General features: G+C 69.6%; 13 protein-coding genes. 3 read left to right on the forward strand and 10 right to left on the reverse strand.

Going from position 1 to position 16554, the window contains the following annotated elements; genetic code table 11:
• Positions 1 to 48: 48 nt before the first annotated feature.
• The 3 genes from prmC to K8612_RS17680 form a co-directional block, all read right to left on the reverse strand.
• Entirely contained in the window at positions 49 to 912 is an 864-nt protein-coding gene (gene prmC, locus K8612_RS17670) for a peptide chain release factor N(5)-glutamine methyltransferase (protein ID WP_223763113.1), read from the reverse strand.
• Positions 909 to 2000, reverse strand: a complete 1092-nt coding sequence (gene prfA / locus K8612_RS17675; RefSeq protein ID WP_206798041.1) for a peptide chain release factor 1 — start codon at positions 1998 to 2000, stop codon at positions 909 to 911. The genes prmC and prfA overlap by 4 nt, the downstream gene beginning before the upstream one ends.
• Positions 2001 to 2284: 284 nt before the next feature.
• Complete coding sequence (locus K8612_RS17680) at positions 2285 to 3541, reverse strand: CapA family protein (RefSeq protein WP_223763114.1); 1257 nt, start codon at positions 3539 to 3541, stop codon at positions 2285 to 2287.
• Positions 3542 to 3602: 61 nt separating this feature from the next.
• Here K8612_RS17680 and K8612_RS17685 point away from each other — a divergent pair, with 61 nt between their 5' ends.
• Both K8612_RS17685 and K8612_RS17690 read left to right on the forward strand, forming a co-directional pair.
• Positions 3603 to 4418, forward strand: a complete 816-nt coding sequence (locus K8612_RS17685) for a lipopolysaccharide assembly protein LapB (protein WP_120552107.1) — start codon at positions 3603 to 3605, stop codon at positions 4416 to 4418.
• Positions 4419 to 4429: 11 nt separating this feature from the next.
• On the forward strand, positions 4430 to 5806 hold the full coding sequence (locus K8612_RS17690; RefSeq protein ID WP_223763115.1) for a hemolysin family protein: 1377 nt from the start codon (positions 4430 to 4432) through the stop codon (positions 5804 to 5806).
• A 4-nt stretch (positions 5807 to 5810) separates the two neighbouring features.
• Here the strand turns inward: K8612_RS17690 and K8612_RS17695 are convergent, their stop codons facing one another.
• Positions 5811 to 6515, reverse strand: coding sequence for a hypothetical protein (locus K8612_RS17695; RefSeq protein WP_223763116.1), 705 nt, complete (start codon positions 6513 to 6515; stop codon positions 5811 to 5813).
• A 312-nt stretch (positions 6516 to 6827) separates the two neighbouring features.
• Between K8612_RS17695 and smc the strand changes: the two genes are divergently transcribed.
• The gene (gene smc / locus K8612_RS17700) at positions 6828 to 10436 is read left to right on the forward strand and encodes a chromosome segregation protein SMC (protein ID WP_223741760.1); all 3609 of its coding nucleotides are present in this window, start codon (positions 6828 to 6830) and stop codon (positions 10434 to 10436) included.
• 94 nt (positions 10437 to 10530) lie between these two features.
• On the opposite strand, the gene K8612_RS17705 is transcribed toward smc, so the two are convergent.
• From K8612_RS17705 to groES, 6 genes are all read right to left on the reverse strand, one after another.
• On the reverse strand, positions 10531 to 11739 hold the full coding sequence (locus tag K8612_RS17705; RefSeq protein ID WP_223741759.1) for a hypothetical protein: 1209 nt from the start codon (positions 11737 to 11739) through the stop codon (positions 10531 to 10533).
• Positions 11740 to 11783: 44 nt separating this feature from the next.
• A complete protein-coding gene (locus K8612_RS17710) occupies positions 11784 to 13166 on the reverse strand; it encodes a sigma 54-interacting transcriptional regulator (RefSeq protein ID WP_223741758.1) in 1383 nt (460 codons plus the stop codon).
• A gap of 201 nt (positions 13167 to 13367) precedes the next feature.
• A complete protein-coding gene (locus K8612_RS17715; protein ID WP_223763117.1) occupies positions 13368 to 13793 on the reverse strand; it encodes a hypothetical protein in 426 nt (141 codons plus the stop codon).
• 98 nt (positions 13794 to 13891) lie between these two features.
• Positions 13892 to 14149, reverse strand: coding sequence for a glutaredoxin 3 (grxC, locus tag K8612_RS17720; protein WP_223741756.1), 258 nt, complete (start codon positions 14147 to 14149; stop codon positions 13892 to 13894).
• Between the two features lie 167 nt (positions 14150 to 14316).
• On the reverse strand, positions 14317 to 15969 hold the full coding sequence (gene groL, locus K8612_RS17725; protein WP_120591818.1) for a chaperonin GroEL: 1653 nt from the start codon (positions 15967 to 15969) through the stop codon (positions 14317 to 14319).
• A gap of 47 nt (positions 15970 to 16016) precedes the next feature.
• Positions 16017 to 16307 carry a co-chaperone GroES gene (gene groES, locus K8612_RS17730; protein ID WP_014395362.1) on the reverse strand — a complete coding sequence of 97 codons (291 nt, stop codon included), beginning with the start codon at positions 16305 to 16307 and terminating at the stop codon, positions 16017 to 16019.
• Positions 16308 to 16554: the final 247 nt, after the last annotated feature.

Genomic DNA, 16554 nt, shown 5'->3' on the forward strand with positions numbered 1-16554 from the left:
TTTTACGTGCCTTCTCTTGCGGCAGCCGGGCCGCGCGTCCCGTGGCCGTCAGGCCGCGGGCTGTGTCCCGAACGCCATGCGTTCACGCCGCTCCAGGTCCTTCTCCACGCGCGCGTCCGAGTAGCCCGCGGCCCGCAGGAGCTCCAGGACGGCGCTGCCCTGGGTCTCACCCATCTCCAATGCAAGCAGTCCGCCAGGCTCCAGCACCCGCCGGGCCCCCTGAATCACCCGCCGGAGCGCCACCAGCCCGTCCGGCCCGCCGTCCAGCGCCAGCCGGGGCTCGCGCCGCACCTCGGCGGACAGCCCGGCGATGTCGCCCGAGTCGATGTACGGCGGGTTGGACACCACCACCCGGAACGTCGCGTCCGGGGGCAGGGGCGCGAACAGGTCGCCCTCCAGCACGCTCACGCGCTCGGAGACGCCCAGGGCCTGCGCGTTCTCCCGCGCCAGCGCGCACGCGTCCTTGGACAGGTCCGTGGCCAGCACCGTGGCCTGGGGCCGCTCCGCCGCCACGCTGATGGCGATGCAGCCGGAGCCCGTGCACACGTCCAGCACGCGGGAGGGCACGTCCTTCGGCACCGCGTGCAGCACCGCCTCCACCAGCAGCTCCGTCTCCGGCCGGGGGATGAGCACGCGCGCGTCCACCTTGAAAGGGCGGTTGTAGAACTCCTTCGTGCCCGTCAGGTAGTTCGTGGGCTCGCCCGCGAGCCTGCGCTCGATGAGCGCCTTGAAGGCGGCCAGCTCGTCCTTGGACAGCGGCCGGTCCAGGTCCACGTACAGGCGCACCCGGCCCGTCTTGAGCACGTGCGCCAGGAGGATCTCCGCCGTGAGCCGGGGCGCGTCCACTCCGCGCTTCTCGAAGTGGCCCGTCGTCCAGGTGAGGATCCGGCGGATGGTCCAGACGTCGCTCATGACTCGCTGGGGGGCCGCCCGCCACCCGTCTGCGCCTTGAGGGCCTCGGCCTGGTAGTGGGTGCGGCAGGCGGTGATGACCTCGTCCACGTTGCCCACCATGATGGCCGGCAGGTTGTGCACCGTGAGGCCGATGCGGTGGTCGGTGAGCCGGTCCTGCGGGAAGTTGTAGGTGCGGATCTTCTCGCTGCGGTCGCCCGTGCCCACCTGGCCGCGGCGCATGGAGTCGCGCTCGTTGCGGATGCGCTCCTGCTCGATTTCGTAGAGCTTCGCGCGCAGCATGCGCATGGCCATGGCGCGGTTCTTCCCCTGGCTCTTCTCCTGCTGGCACTTCACCACGATGCCGGACGGCTTGTGGATGAGGCGCACCGCGGAGTCCGTGGTGTTGACGCTCTGGCCGCCGGAGCCCGTGGAGCGCATCACCTGCATCTCGATGTCCGCCGGGTTCACCTGCACGTCCACGTCCTCCGCCTCCGGCATCACCGACACGGTGATGGTGGAGGTGTGGATGCGCCCCTGGGTCTCCGTGGCCGGCACGCGCTGGACCCGGTGGACGCCGGACTCGTACTTCAGGTTGCTGAACACCGCGTCGCCGGACAGCGTCACGGTGGCGTCCTTCACGCCGCCGGCGTTGCCCGCGCTCATGTCCAGGATGTCCGCCTTCCAGCCCCGGCGGTCCGCGTAGCGCAGGTACATCTGCATGACCTCTTCGGCGAAGAGGGCCGCCTCGTCGCCGCCCGCGCCCGCGCGGATCTCCAGGATGACGTTCTTCTCGTCATTGGGGTCCTTGGGCAGCAGGAGGATCTTCAGCGAGGCCTCCAACTCGTCGCGCTGCGCCTTCAGGCCGGGCAGGGCCTCCTTGGCGTAGGCCTTCTCGTCGGGGTCGGCGCTGGACAGCCACGCCTCCACCTCGTCCAGATCCGCCAGCACCTTGCGGTAGGCGCGGAAGGTCTCGACGAGCTTCTCCAGCCCGGCGCGCTCCTTGGACACCTTCTGGAGCTTCGCCGTGTCGGCGAGGATATCGGGGTTCGACAGGTCGGCCGTGAGCCGCTCGAAGCGGCGCTCGACCTCTTCCAGTTTGTCAATCATGCGTGGTTCCCGGGGCGTCTTGCCCCGTTGGGCGCCCCGTGGCAAGGGCCGAGGGCGTCAAGGAAAACCTTGGCCGTATGGGCAGCGGCATGTAAGAACGGCCCCCGTCGCCGCCCGGTGCGGCTTGAATCACGCTCAACACGGAGTCCTTCCACATGGCCGCACAGAAGGGGAATCGTTCCAAGAAGAAGCTGAAGAACCGCGCCAAGACCCGGAAGGCGCAGCTCAAGCGCCGCCGCACGCGCTTCAAGCGCGGCCAGCGCAACAACAAGTAGTCCTGGAAGCTACTGCCCCCCTCTCACGCTGGAGGAGGGGGGCGGTGGGCTCCCTGCTCCCCCTTCTTCCAACGCAGGGAGCATCCACTCCAGCCCCGGCGTCCCCTGCGACGCGGTGCGCAGCAGCGTCATCACCCCTTCGGCCTCGGCACCCGTGACGGGCACCGGCTGGACGGGGAACTCGGGGTAGCGGTCGGTCCTGAGGGGCAGCACGTCACTGGACACATAACCCGTGGAGTCGAAGCGCGCCCGCCACAGGACGCTGCGCTTGTCCCGGGGGTTCCAGTTCCCGCCGAACACGAAGTTGCCCAGCGAGTAGAGCACCGGCCTGCCCCGGTACAGCTCCATGGATTGGAGCACGTGCGGGTGGCTGCCCAGCACCCCCGCCGCCCCCGCGTCGATGGCCGCGTGCGCCAGGCGCACCTGGTAGGGCTCCGGGGTGGTGTTGCCCTCGATGCCCCAGTGGAAGAAGGGCAGGACGAGGTCCGCCTGGGCCTTCGCCGCGGCGATGTCCTCGCGCAGCATCCGCTCCATCTCCTCCACGTCGGAGAAGTGCCCCGCCACGCCCGGCGTGGTGTCCGTGGCGTAGACCTCCCGGGGCTCGATGTTGCGCGTGCCCAGGAAGAAGTAGCCCAGGAACGCCACCCGCAGGTCCCCCACGGTGAGGACGGCCGGGCGGCGCGCCTCCGCCAGGGTGCGGCCGGCGCCGAAGTAGGGGATGCGCGCGGCCTCCAGGGCGGCAAGCGTGTCCAGCAGCCCCTGCGCGCCGTAGTCCATCAGGTGGTTGTTGGCCAGGCTGACCACGCCCACGCGGCCCGCGGTGAGCACGTTCACCAGCTCCGGCCGCGCGCGGAAGTTGAAGTTCTTGGGCAGCTTCTGCGTGCTGTCCGTGTACGGGCACTCCAGGTTCACGACGAACAGGTCGCCGGAGTCCACGATGGGGCGCACCTCGCGGAAGCCGTAGGCGAACATCTCCTCGCGCGACCTCCCCTTGGCCACCTGATCGTCGAAGTACTCCTCGTAGTGGTAGCCCACCGTCACGTCGCCGCCCACCACCAGCGTCACCGGGCGGGCAGGGGCTGGAGGGGCCGGCTGGCCGGCGGGGTGTCCGGTTTCGGACCCGGCCGCCGGGGCGGGCGCGGCCCCGGGCGGCGGCGCGGTCGTGGCGGCGCCAGGCTCCAGCCCCAGGGGAGGGGAGGCGGGCGTCACGGGGCGGGGATGACAGGCGGCGAGCGACAGCAGGAGCAGCAGGGCGGCGTGGCGCATGGGCAAGGGGAAACTCTACCTTGCACGGGGAAACGCGCGACGCGTAGATTGCCGCGCGCCCATGGCCCGGGAAAAGGACAACATCGCTCTGTCCGATGAGCACAACACCCGCGGCATCGAGCTGGCGGACCGGGGCTGGCTGGACGAGGCCATCAAGGAGTTCCGGAAGGCCATCGACCTGGACCCCACGTCCGCGCACGCGCACGACAACCTGGCCACGGTCTACGCGGAGAAGAAGCAGTTCCGCGAGGCGCTGGGCGAGTACCTCACCGCGCTCAAGCTGGAGCCGGAGAGCGCCACCGCGCACTACAACCTGGCCTGCTTCCTCTCCACCCACGCCAGCGAGATGGCCGTGGAGGAGTACAAGGAAGCCATCGAGCTGGATCCGGAGTACCCGGACGCCCACCTGAACCTGGGGCTCACCTACGCGGACCAGGGCCGGGTGGAGGAGGCGATGCGGGAGCTGCACTCCGCCATCGAGCTGGACCCGCAGGACGCCTTCCCCCGGCATGAGCTGGCGGCGCTGATGATGGACGAGGGGGACTACCGCTCCTCCATCACCCAGTTGAAGGAAGTGGTGCGGCTGGAGCCGGACAACTTCGAGGCGCAGTTGGACCTGGGCATCTGCTACGCGCAGAAGGGCTTCTACGCGGAGGCGGAGCGCGCCTACGAGCGCGCCCGGGCGCTCAACCCGGACGACCTGCTGCTCAACTACAACCTGGCGGCGCTGTACGCGCTGTGGGGCCGTCCGAAGGACGCCGTCCAGTACCTGCAGAAGGCGCTGGCGTCGGACCGGCAGAAGGTCCTGGGGTGGCTGTCCGCGGACCCCATGTTCGACGTGCTCAAGGGCGATCCGGACTTCGAAGCCCTCTTCTGAGGGAATCACACATGGAATGGGTTTTCCTGGGGCTGGCGCTGCTGCTGGTCGTCGCGAACGGCTTCTTCGTGGCGACGGAGTTCGCCATCGTGAAGATCCGCGCCACGCGCCTTCAGTCCCTGGTGGACGAGGGCACGCCCGGCGCGGCCACGGCCCTGAAGATGGTGGGCGAGCTGGACGCCTACCTGTCCGCCACGCAGTTCGGCATCACGCTCGCGTCGCTGGGCCTGGGCTGGCTGGGTGAGCCCGCCTTCGAACACCTGCTGCACCCGGTGATGGAGAAGGTGCTGCCGGAGGCGGTGGCGGCGAAGTACGGCTCCACGGCGGCGGGCATCATCGGCTTCAGCATCATCACCTTCCTGCACATCGTGCTGGGGGAGCTGGCGCCCAAGAGCGTCGCCATCCAGCGCGCGGAGCAGACGACGCTCGCGGTGGCGCTGCCCATGCGCGCGTTCTACTTCCTCTTCTACCCGGCCATCCGGCTGCTCAACGGGCTGGCGGGGCTGGTGCTCAAGGCCTTCGGCCTGCACTCCGCCAGCGAGTCGCACGAGGCCACGAACGAGGACGAGCTGCGCGTCATCCTGCACAGCTCCGCGCAGGCCGGCGCCATCACCACCGCGCGGGCGGAGCTCCTGGAGCGCGCGCTGGAGATGGCGCAGAAGACGGCGCGGCAGGTGATGGTGCCCCGCAACCAGATGCGCTACCTGGACGTGGAGGAGGCGCTGGACAGGAACGTCATCGACGCGCGCGCGTCCGGGCACACGTGGCTGCCGGTGTGCCGGGGCAACCTCGACGAGGTCGAGGGCGTGGTGAACGTGAAGGACCTGTTCTTCCTCCTGTCGCGAGGCGAGCTGCGCAGCCTGTCGCAGGTGCAGCGCCCGGTGCTCTTCATCCCGGAGAACGCGACGCTGGAGCAGTTGCTCGCGGAGTTCCGCCGCCGGCGCCGGCAGATCGCCATGGTGGTGGACGAGCACGGCGGCACGTCCGGGCTGGTCACCATCGCGGACGTGGTGGCGGAGGTGGTTGGCGACGTGGCGGAGCTGGGCCGGCGCGTGGAGGAGGTGCGGGCGCTGCCCGGGGGCCGCTTCGAACTGCCCGGCACCGCGCAGTTGGACGACCTGGAGGCCCAACTGGACGTCACCTTCGACCTGAGCGACGACGAGAAGGGCGAGGTGACGACCATCGCCGGCTACCTGATGACGAAGCTGGGCCGGGTGCCGGAGAAGGGCGACAGCCTCAAGCTCGACATGTGGCGCATCCTCGTGGAGGAGGTGGACGGCCCCCGCGTGGTGCGCGTCACCGTGGAGCCGCAGTCGCGCCCCACGGCGGTGCCCAAGGACGGCGGCCGCGCCCCGGAGCCGCCCGTGCCCTCCGGCGAGACGGGGTGAAGCCCTAGCTCTTGGTGGGCTTCACGGCCTTCTTCTTCGCGCCGCCCTGGACGGCCGCCGGCTTCACCTTGGCGTTGGGCCGGTCCACCTTGAGCAGCTCCAGGTTCGTCTCTCCGTCCGTGGTCAGCTTCAGGATGCCCACGTCCGGCGCGAACCACATGAAGCTCTCCATGGAGCGCCCCTCCGCGCCGGGGCGGCTGGCGCGGGCCGTGGTGATGTTCTTGATCTTCAGCGCCTTGAAGGTGCCCGCCGCGACGGTGATCTCCTCCTCGCCCACCACCGTGGCCTCCTTGTCGAAGGTCGTGGCGATGGTGGGGCGCAGGCCGCCCTTCCGGGCCGGCGGCTGGAGCTTCACCGACAGGCTGTTCTTCCAGGTGCCCCCGGGGACCATCACGGACGGCGCCGGCACGGCCGCGCCCTCCGCGTTGACCACCTGCACGTCCATGCCGGACGCGGACAGGAGCGTGCCCTCCAGGCCGCCCAGGCCCGTGCGGACGCCATTCGCGTCGCAGGTCAGGTCCGTCTGCCCGCTGCGCCCCTTGAGGCTCACCGCCAGCGTGGCCTTCACCGTCCCGTCCGGGTTGGGCGCGACGTCCTTCGTCGCCAGCACCAGCTCCGACGAGCGGCCCGCCCGGTAGGTCAGCGACAGGCCTTCCTCCATGGGGAACCAGGGGTTCGGACAGGGGGCCGGCGCCGCCGCCGCCACCATGTCAGACCGGGGTGCTACCTGGGACGTCGGGGACGCACCGACGAGGAGCGACATGGCAAGCAAGGGCTGAAACGTAGGACGCCTCCGGAAAGATCAGGAGGAAGGTAGGGTGGGCGGGCTGCTTTGCAAGGGCGACGCAGGACCGCTCACCTACCGGCCTGTAGCACTTGACATAGGGTCATGCGTGGCATGGTCACGCTTGATCCGCGGTGGGGTGCGTTGGTACTCCTGCCGAACGCTGCGGAGCCGATTTTCCGGCCTCGCGCGCGTTTTCACCCCGTCATGACGACGGCCGCAGGGAGAACCGCTGGCATGCGAATCAAGCGCCTGGACATCACCGGCTTCAAGTCGTTCATGGAGCGGAGCGTCTTCTCCTTCGACGAGGGCGTCACGGGCGTCGTCGGCCCCAACGGGTGTGGCAAATCCAACGTCGTGGACGCCATCCGCTGGGTGATGGGCGAGCAGAGCGCGAAGAACCTGCGCGGCCGCGGCATGGAAGACGTCATCTTCAACGGCTCGGAGAACAAGCCGCCCCTGTCCATGGCGGAGGTGTCGCTCACCTTCCTCGTGGACGACACGGACACGCTGGCGCCCCAGTACCAGGGCTTCAGCGAGATTACGGTGACGCGCCGGCTGTTCCGCAACGGCGACTCCGAGTACCTCATCAACAAGACCGTCTGCCGCCTGCTGGACATCACCGAGCTGTTCCTCGGCACGGGCGTGGGCACCAAGGCCTACTCCATCATCGAGCAGGGCCGCGTGGGCCTCATCGTCTCCAGCAAGCCGGAGGACCGCCGGCACCTGCTGGAGGAGGCCGCGGGCGTCACCAAGTACAAGGCCCGCCGCAAGGCCGCCGAGCGCAAGATGGAGGCCACCGAGGCCAACCTCCTGCGCGTCAACGACATCACCAACGAGCTGGAGAAGCGGCTCGACACGCTGTCGCGCCAGGCGAAGAAGGCGGAGAAGTACCGCAAGCTCAAGGCGCGCATGCGGGAGATTGATTTGCACTCCGCCAGCCACCGCTCGCTGGAGCTGATGGCGGAGAAGCGCGTGCTCCAGTCGCGCCTGGAGAACCTGGGCGGCGAGGAGCGCGAGGGCCTGGACAAGGTGAAGGAGCTGGAGGAGGCCATCACCCGGCGCCGCGCGGAGCTGGACGCGGAAGGGGCGGCGCTCCAGCAGTACGCCGGAGAGGTGCACGCGCTGGAGAGCGCCCTGCAGCGCGAGGCGCAGGAGCTGGCGTACGGCCGGCGCGACTTCGAGGAGACCGGCACGCGCGTGGAGTCCGCGCAGGCGGAGCTGGACGCGCTGCTCGCGCGGCAGGCGGAGGTCGTGCAGACCATGACGGCCCGCGAGGCGGAGCTGTCGGGCATCGCCGGCTCGTACAAGGAAGACGAAGTGGCCATGCAGGTGGCCCTGGAGGAGCAGCGCCGCGTCTCCGTGCTCCAGACCGAAATCTCCCTGCGCCTGGAGCAGGAGCGGGCGGGGCTGGTCGCCGTGGCCACGCGCCTGGCGAACCACGAGAGCAACCTGGTCAACCTCGCGCGCCAGCGCGCGGACCTGGAGGCCCGCCGCGCGAAGCTGGCCGGTGAGCTGGAGTCCCTGCGCGCCCAGGAGCAGGAGCTGGACGCCGTGCGCACCCAGGCGGCCCGGCACGTGGAGGACACCCGCCACCTGGCCTCCGAGCTGGCCGAGCGCCGCGGCCAGGAGGAGGAGGCCCTCACCCGCACGCGCGAGGCCTTCACGGAGAACGAGGTCCAGGTCATCGCGCTGCGCGAGGAGCTGAGCGACAAGCGCAGCCGCCTGTCCTCCCTGGAGGACATCCAGAAGAACTACGACGGCTTCGACCGGGGCGTGCGCGCCGTCATGGTGCGCGCGGCGGAGGCGGCCCGCGAGCAGGGCATCTTCGGCCTGGTGGCGGACGTCCTCACGGTGAACTCCGCCCGCTACGAGCGCGCGGTGGAGGCCGCCCTGGGCGAGCGGCTCCAGCACGTCATCGTGGACAGCCGCGAGAAGGGCGTGGAGCTGGTGGAGTACCTCAAGGGCCACGCCGAAGGGCGCGGCACCTTCCTGCCGGTGCCCTCCGGCGAGCAGGCCCGGGCCTACGTGGAGCCGGACCTCACCCGCCCGGGCGTGCTGGCGCACGCGCTCAAGGAAGTGTCCTGCGAGCCCGCGCTGGAGCCGGTGCTCAAGCTGCTGTTGGGCGACGTGGTCATCGTCCAGGACATGGCCGCCGCGCGCGAGTACGCGGAAGCCACCCCCGTGCCCGTCACGCTCGTCACGCTGGACGGTGAGGTGTTCCGCGCGGACGGCTCCATCACCGGCGGCGAGCGCGAGGGCGCGGCCGTGGGCGCGCTCCAGAAGAAGCGTGAAATCGCGGAGCTGGCGGCCGAAGTGGCCCGGGTGGAGGAGCGCTACAACGAGATTTTGACCCGCCACTACACGCTCCAGAAGCAGATGGGGCAGGCGGAGGCCGTCCTCAAGGGCCTGGGCAAGGAGCAGCACGCGGAGGAGGTCAACCTGGCCAGCCAGGAGAAGGACCTCCACAAGGCGAGCGAGGACCTGGCCCGCGTGCGCGAGCGGCTGCGCTCGCTGGAGGGCGAGGAGGGCCAGCTCGCGCGGAGCCACACCGCGCTCGCCAACGAGGAGGAGTCCAGCCGCGGCGAGGTGGCCCACGGCCAGGCGGACCGCGAGGCGCGCGAGGAGCGCGTGCGCCAGTACGCGGGCGAGCTGGAGGGGCTGCGCCAGCGCGCGGACACGGCGTCCTCGGACCTGATGGGCCTGCGCGTGAAGGTGGCCGCCGGCAGCGAGCGCGGCGAGTCCGCGCGCAAGGAGCTGGAGAGCCTGGTGGCGCAGCGCCGGGACATGGAGGCGCGCGTCAGCCGCCTGCAGGCCACGGTGACGGAGGGCCGCGCCAAGGTGGAGCAGCTCCAGGGCCGGCTCGCGGAGCTGGAGTCCACCCGGGAGCAGCGGGCGGAGGAGCACCGCGTGGCCGCGGAGGCCCTGGAGGCCCGCCGCACCGCGCACACCACCGCCACCGCCGAGGTGCGCGAGCAGGACACCGCCTTCCGCGAGCTGCGCGGCCGGCTGGACGAGCTCATGCAGGGCCTGTCCCAAATCACCCTGCGCGAGAAGGAGATCGGCCTGGAGCTGGAGCACCTGGCCGCCGGCATCCGCGAGCGCTACCAGTTGGAGCTGGCCGCGGAGCTGCACAACTACCACCTGCTGGCGCCGCTCTCTCCGGAAGTGGAGAGCGAGCTCAAGGACCTGCGCGCGCAGGTGGAGAAGATGGGGGAGATCAACCTCACCGCCATCGACGAGCACGCGGAGCTGTCCAAGCGCTTCGAGTTCCTCTCCGCCCAGCGCCAGGACCTCCAGGCGTCCATCAGCCAGCTCAAGGAAGCCATCGTCCGCATCGACGCGACGAGCCGCGAGCGCTTCAAGCAGACCTTCGACGTGGTGAACGACAAGTTCCAGGCCATCTTCCCGCGCCTGTTCGGCGGCGGCCGGGCCAGCCTCATCCTCACGCAGGAGGGCCCCAACGGTGAGCCGGGCGTGGAGATCGTCGCCCAGCCGCCGGGCAAGAAGCTCCAGAGCGTCAACCTGCTCTCCGGTGGAGAGAAGGCCCTCACCGCCGTGGCGCTCATCTTCGGCATCTTCCTCATCAAGCCCACCCCCTTCTGCCTCCTGGACGAGGTCGACGCCCCGCTGGATGAGGGCAACGTGGGCCGCTACAACGACATGGTGAAGGAGATGAGCCGCCAGTCGCAGTTCATCCTCATCACCCACAACAAGCGCACCATGGAGATCGCCGACACGCTGTACGGCGTCACCATGGAGGAGCCCGGCATCTCCAAGCTCGTCAGCGTGAAGATGCGCGAGGCCTCCGCGCACAACGACGACAAGGTCCCCGCCGCGTCGTAGCCGCGGGGCAGGGCCGCGCGCTGGAAAGAAGACGGGCGCCCCGGGATGTTCCCCGGAGCGCCCGTCGTCATTTCAGCGGCTCAGCGTCGAAGGACTACTTCTTCTTCGCCGGCGCGTAGCTCTTCTTCGGGCAGGCGCCCTGGTCCGCGGCCAGACGCTGCTGGGCGGCGGCGAGGTCCTTCTGGGTGTTGGCCAGGGCCTCCTGGCTGGCGGTCTCCACCGGGGCCCAATCCTCCTTCTGGGCCTTGAGCTCCTGCACCAGCGTCAGGGTCGTCTGGTCCACCGTCTCCTGCGCCTTGAGCGCGTCCACCCACCTGGTGGCCGAGTCCACCAGCGCCTGGCACTTGGAGGACAGCTCGTCGAAGAGCCGGTAGTCCTTCGTCTTGGTGTACTTCTGCACGACGGCGTCATACGTGTCCGCCGCGTTGGTGCGCGCGCCGAAGGCGATGGCGGACGCGGCGGCGGACTGGGTGCGCGCCAGCTCCAACTGGAAGAAGCGCAGCTCCGGCGGCATGCTCGCGGAGGCCTCCACCGGGGCCTGCGAGTTGAAGAACACGAAGCGGAACGGGAACTTCAGCTCGCCCGTCGTCGTCGCCGGCATGGCGGCCACCTTCGCCTGGAGGCAGGACGCCAACTGGTCGCCCTCCGTGCTGCCGGAGGGCTTGAAGACGACCTCCGTCGGGTTGGGCTGGCCCTTCACGATGTGGATGTCGGACGTCAGCACCGGCGGCGTGGACGTCTTGAAGCCGGCGAAGCAGTCACACCAGCTCTTCTCCGCCAGGCGCACCGCGCCGGAGAAGTCCGAGCCCTCGTTGATGCCCATGGTGACGGAGGGGTTGTTGGCGGTGGCGTGGTCGTACTCGTACGAGGCCTCCACCGGCTTCGCGTCCGCCGCCAGCGGCGCGGGCTTCACGTGCGTGTCCAGCACCTGCTGGACGCAGCCGATGCCGGCCGGGGTGAGGTTGTCGCTGGTGACGGCGTGCGTGACGCCCTGGGCGTTGACGGTGGACTTCACCGTCACCTTGGTGCTGGCCGCCGCGCCGCGGTTGGCCGGATCCACCAGGCACTCCAGCACGTCCGGGCGGACGCTCAGGAGCGCGCCCACGAGGACACCCTCGTTGGCGGGGGAGGGCAGGGTCTGCTCGTGCGGGAAGCAGGTCGCCAGGTCGAACGGGGGCTGGTTGGTGATGCGCAGCCGCTCTTCCTTGGTCATCTGCTTCTGACCTTCGGTGGCTTCGGTCTTCTGCTGGCCCGCACAGGCGGCGGTGAGGATGACGGAGGCGACGGCGAGACGCTTCAGCATGGTGAGGCTTTCTCCCGGTTGGGGTGGGGACTGCGGTCGGGCGCTCACTTCTCCAGGCCCTCGGCGTTCTTGAGGTCCTTGAGGCGGAGCCCGTTCTTCTTCAACAGGCGGTAGAGGCTCTGCATGGACAGGCCGGTGCGCTGCTCCGCGGCCTTCATGTCGAAGGACACCTCGCGCATCACCTCCGCGAAGTACAGCCGCTCGAAGTCCGCGAGCACCCGGTCCTTCGCTTCGTGGTACGGCATGCCGGTGACGATGGCGGCCACGTTGGTGGCGGGCTCCGTGCCCTCCGTGCGCTTGGGCGCGTGCGCCAGGAAGTCCAGCCAACTGGTGTTGCCCGTCTCCTGCATCAGCGCGCCGCGCTCCAGCACGTTGCGCAACTCGCGCACGTTGCCCGGCCAGTCGTAGCCCTCGAAGAGGGCCAGCGTCTGCGGCGTCAGTTCCAGCGCGGCCTTCATGCCGCGCGACAGGGCCTGCGCCAGCGTGGGGATGTCGTCGCGGCGGGTGCGCAGGGGCGGCAGCCTCACGCGCGCCACCGCGAGCCGGAAGTAGAGGTCCGCGCGGAAGCGGCCCTGGCGCACGTCCTCCTCCAGGTTGCGGTGCGTGGAGGCGATGACGCGCACGTCCACCGCCACCGGCTGCCCGTCCAGCGACGGCACCTCGCGCGTCTCCAGCACGCGCAGGAGCTTGCCCTGCACGGACAGGGGCAATTCGCCCACCTCGTCCAGGAAGAGGGTGCCGCCGCGCGCCGCCTCGAAGATGCCGCGCGCGCCCTTGTCCTCGTTCTCCCCGGCGCGCAGGCCCCCGAACAGCTCGCGCTCCGCCTTCTCCTCGGAGATGAGGTTGCAGTCCACGACCTTGAAGGCGCCGTGGCGGCGCAGCGAGTGCTGGTGCACCGCGCGCGCGGCCAGCTCCTTGCCCGTGCCCGTCTCACCCTCGACGAGCAGGTTCATGTCCTCGCGCGCGATGCGGCGCAGCTCCGTGAAGACCCAGCGCATCTTCTCCGAGCTGCCCACGAGCTGCCCGAAGGACTCCGCGCCCGCGACCTCCACCTCCGTCGCGCGGGCGGCCACCTTCACCGCGAGCTTCGTCTTGCCCAGCTCCACCTTGTCGCCGCTGGAGACGAAGGCCTGGAGGACGCGGCGCCCGTCGAGGAACGTCCCGTTGCGGCTGCCGGTGTCGCGCAGCAACAGCCCCTGCGGCAGCCGCTCCACCTCCAGGTGACGGCGGCTCACCGTCGGGTCGCTCAGCACCAGGTCGCCCGCGGCGTCGGAGCCCACGCGCACCAGCGAGTCCTGGGTGGTGACCTTCTTGCCCTTGTCCGGACCGCTCACCACCTCGACCGTCCACTCCTGAAGAGGGACGCGCGTGGCCTGGCCTTCGCGCTCCGCGTGGACGGTTTCGGTGACATCCGGTCTGTCAATCATGGTCACGAACCCCTGGTCGCAACGGGGCGTGGGGGGCAAAAACACCCCTCGTCGCCCTGAATCCCGCCTCTTTAGGGGGGACTGCACACACGGGGCAAGCGGAACAAGTAGACGCGGAAACGTCCGTTGAAGATGAAGACAGAAGGGGCCCGTCCGCCCCTACCGGGGACGTCGGGCCTGCCATCCGGATTTCCCCTCGCCTCAGTACTTCGCGGGTGCGTCGCTCGCGGGGAACGACTCCTTGGACTGCTCGTCCACCTCGTCGTCGCCGGGGCTTCCGCCGGAGCGCACGCTCGCGTTGGTGGGGCCCTTCACCTCGCGCGTCGGCACCTCCGCGTTCGTCCTGCGCTTCGTGCTCTTGGACTCCGCGCCTGACGCGGCCGCACGGCCTGTGCCGGCCTGCGCGGTCATCATGCGCGCGCCCAGCAGGTTCTTGGCGCGCTCGGCCAGGTTGCGCTGCTCGTCCTGCCAGTCGCGGAAGAGCTGCGCCAGCTCCTGATCTCCCGCGGCCTCCGCGTCGCGCAGGTACTGCGCGCTCACCGACGCGCCCTTGAGCAGGTGGTAGAGCGTGCTGATGAGGTCGTGGTGCTCATCCCGGGTCCCCGTGACTTCCTGTCCGCCCGCCATGGTGTTCCTCCCGTGAAAGGGGTGAATGCCTTGGCGAAGAAGGTAGGCACGCGGGGACGCGGGTGGCGTCCGGGCACGGGGCCCGGCCGCCTGGCTGCTCAAGCGTGGAGCATGCCGTCCAGCTTGCCCTCGCGGTCGAGCGCGGCCATGTCGGAGTAGCCGCCCACGTGCGTGTCGCCGATGAAGATCTGCGGCACGGTGCGCTGACCGTTGCTCATCTCCACCAGCTTCGCGCGGGCGTCGTCGTCCCCGGTGACGTCCACCTCTTCGTAGGCCACGCCCTTGCGCTTGAGCAGGTCCTTCGCGCGCACGCAAAAGCCACAGTAGGTCGTCGTGTAGATCTTCACGGGCTTCATGGAATTCCTCCTGGCTCTCTTGATGCCAAACCTAAGGGGCCGTTGCACGGGAGGCCATGGCCTTCGCGCGTGCCCGGCCCCTTGAAACACGACGGCCCCCGGAGCCCAGGTGGGCGCCGGAGGCCGTCAGGTCCATCCCCGGGACTGCTGGGGGACGGGTGGGGCGACTACATGCCCATGCCGCCCATGCCGCCCATGCCGCCCATGCCGCCCATGCCACCGCCCGCGGCGCCCTTGTCGTCGTCCGCCTTCGGGCGCTCGGCGACCATGGCCTCCGTGGTGAGCATCAGCGAGGCGACCGACGCGGCGTTCTGCAGCGCGGTGCGGCTCACCTTGGCCGGGTCGATGACGCCCGCGGCCAGCAGGTCCTCGTAGGTGCCCGTGGCGGCGTTGAAGCCGAAGGCGCCCGTGCCCTCCTTGACCTTGTTCACCACCACGCTGCCCTCCAGGCCGCCGTTGCCGACGATCTGACGCAGCGGCTCCTCGACGGAGCGACGGATGATGTCCACGCCGGACTTCTCACCGTCGGCGACCTTCAGGGTCTCCAGGGCCTTGAGGCAGCGGATGTAGGCCACGCCGCCGCCGGGGACGACGCCCTCTTCCACGGCCGCGCGGGTCGCGTTGAGCGCGTCCTCCACGCGGGCCTTCTTCTCCTTCATCTCCGTCTCGGTCGCGGCGCCCACGTTGATGACGGCCACGCCGCCCACGAGCTTCGCGAGGCGCTCCTGGAGCTTCTCACGGTCGTAGTCGCTGGAGGTCTCCTCCACCTGGGCGCGGATCTGCTTCACGCGCGCCTCGATCTCCGACTGGCTGCCCGCGCCGTCGACGACCGTGGTGTTGTCCTTGTCGATGGTGACGCGCTTCGCGCGGCCCAGGTCCTGGAGCGTCAGCGTGTCCAGCTTGATGCCCAGGTCCTCGGCGATCATCCGGCCGCCGGTGAGGACCGCGATGTCCTCCAGCATGGCCTTGCGGCGGTCGCCGAAGCCCGGCGCCTTCACCGCCGCCACGTTCAGCACGCCGCGGATCTTGTTCACCACCAGGGTGGCCAGGGCCTCGCCCTCGACCTCCTCGGCGATGATCAGCAGGGGCTTCCCGGCGCGCGCCACCTGCTCCAGGATGGGGAGCAGGTCCTTCATCGACGAGATCTTCTTCTCGTGGATGAGGATGAGGGCGTCGTTCAGCACGACCTCCATGCGCTCCGGATCCGTCACGAAGTACGGGGACAGGTAGCCGCGGTCGAACTGCATGCCTTCCACGACGTCCAGGGTGGTGTCCAGGCCCTTGGCCTCTTCCACCGTGATGACGCCCTCCTTGCCGACCTTCTCCATCGCGTCCGCGATGATCTGGCCGATGGTGGTGTCACCGTTCGCGGAGATGGTGCCGACCTGGGCGATCTCCTTGTTGCCCTTGGTCGGCTTCGCCAGCGTCTTCAGCTCGGCGGTGATGGCGGCGACGGCCTTGTCGATGCCGCGCTTGATGTCCATCGGGTTGTGGCCCGCGGCGACCAGCTTCGCGCCCTCGCGGAAGATGGCCTGCGCCAGCACGGTGGCCGTGGTGGTGCCGTCACCCGCGACGTCGGAGGTCTTGGAGGCGACCTCCTTGACCATCTGGGCGCCCATGTTCTCGAACTTGTTCTCCAGCTCGATTTCCTTCGCCACCGTCACGCCGTCCTTCGTGATGGTGGGGGAGCCGAAGCTCTTCTCGATGACGACGTTGCGGCCCTTGGGCCCCAGGGTCACCTTGACCGCGTCGGCCAGGATGTTCACGCCGCGCAGGATGGCGTCACGCGCGCGCACTTCGAAAATGATGTCCTTCGCCATGGTCTGAATCCTCTAGAAGTTGTGGGTGGGAAGAGAGACGGCGGGCTTCACTTCTCGATGATGCCCAGCACGTCCTCTTCGCGGAGGATCAGGTGATCCTCGCCGTCCAGCTTGATCTCCGTGCCCGCGTACTTGCTGAAGAGGATGGTGTCGCCGGCCTTGATGTCCATGGCGCGCACCTTGCCGTCCTCCAGCACCTTGCCGTTGCCGACGGCGATCACCTTGCCCTCGAGCGGCTTCTCCTTCGCCGTGTCGGGGATGAAGAGGCCGCCCTTGGTCTTGTTCTCCTCGGCGACGCGCTTGATGATGAGCCGATCCTGCAGGGGACGAATCTTCATGGCTTGCTCCTGTGAATCGCGGCGGCCGGAGGCGGACGGAAGGTCCGGACCGGGATGCCGCAGGGGTTGTTGAAAAAGGGCCTGTGGGCCCCGGCGTTGGCACTCGCACCCGCTGAGTGCTAACGCCCAGGCGCGGCGGATAATAACCAGGGACTTCACCCCGTCAAGCGACGTCGGGCCATCTGTCCGGATGCCGCTAAACTCCCGTCCTGATTGGGCTTTTCCGAAAAAGATTCCCGCGGGTCGC

Origin of the sequence: Corallococcus sp. AS-1-6 (assembly GCF_020037015.1) — a bacterium.
Lineage (GTDB): Bacteria > Myxococcota > Myxococcia > Myxococcales > Myxococcaceae > Corallococcus.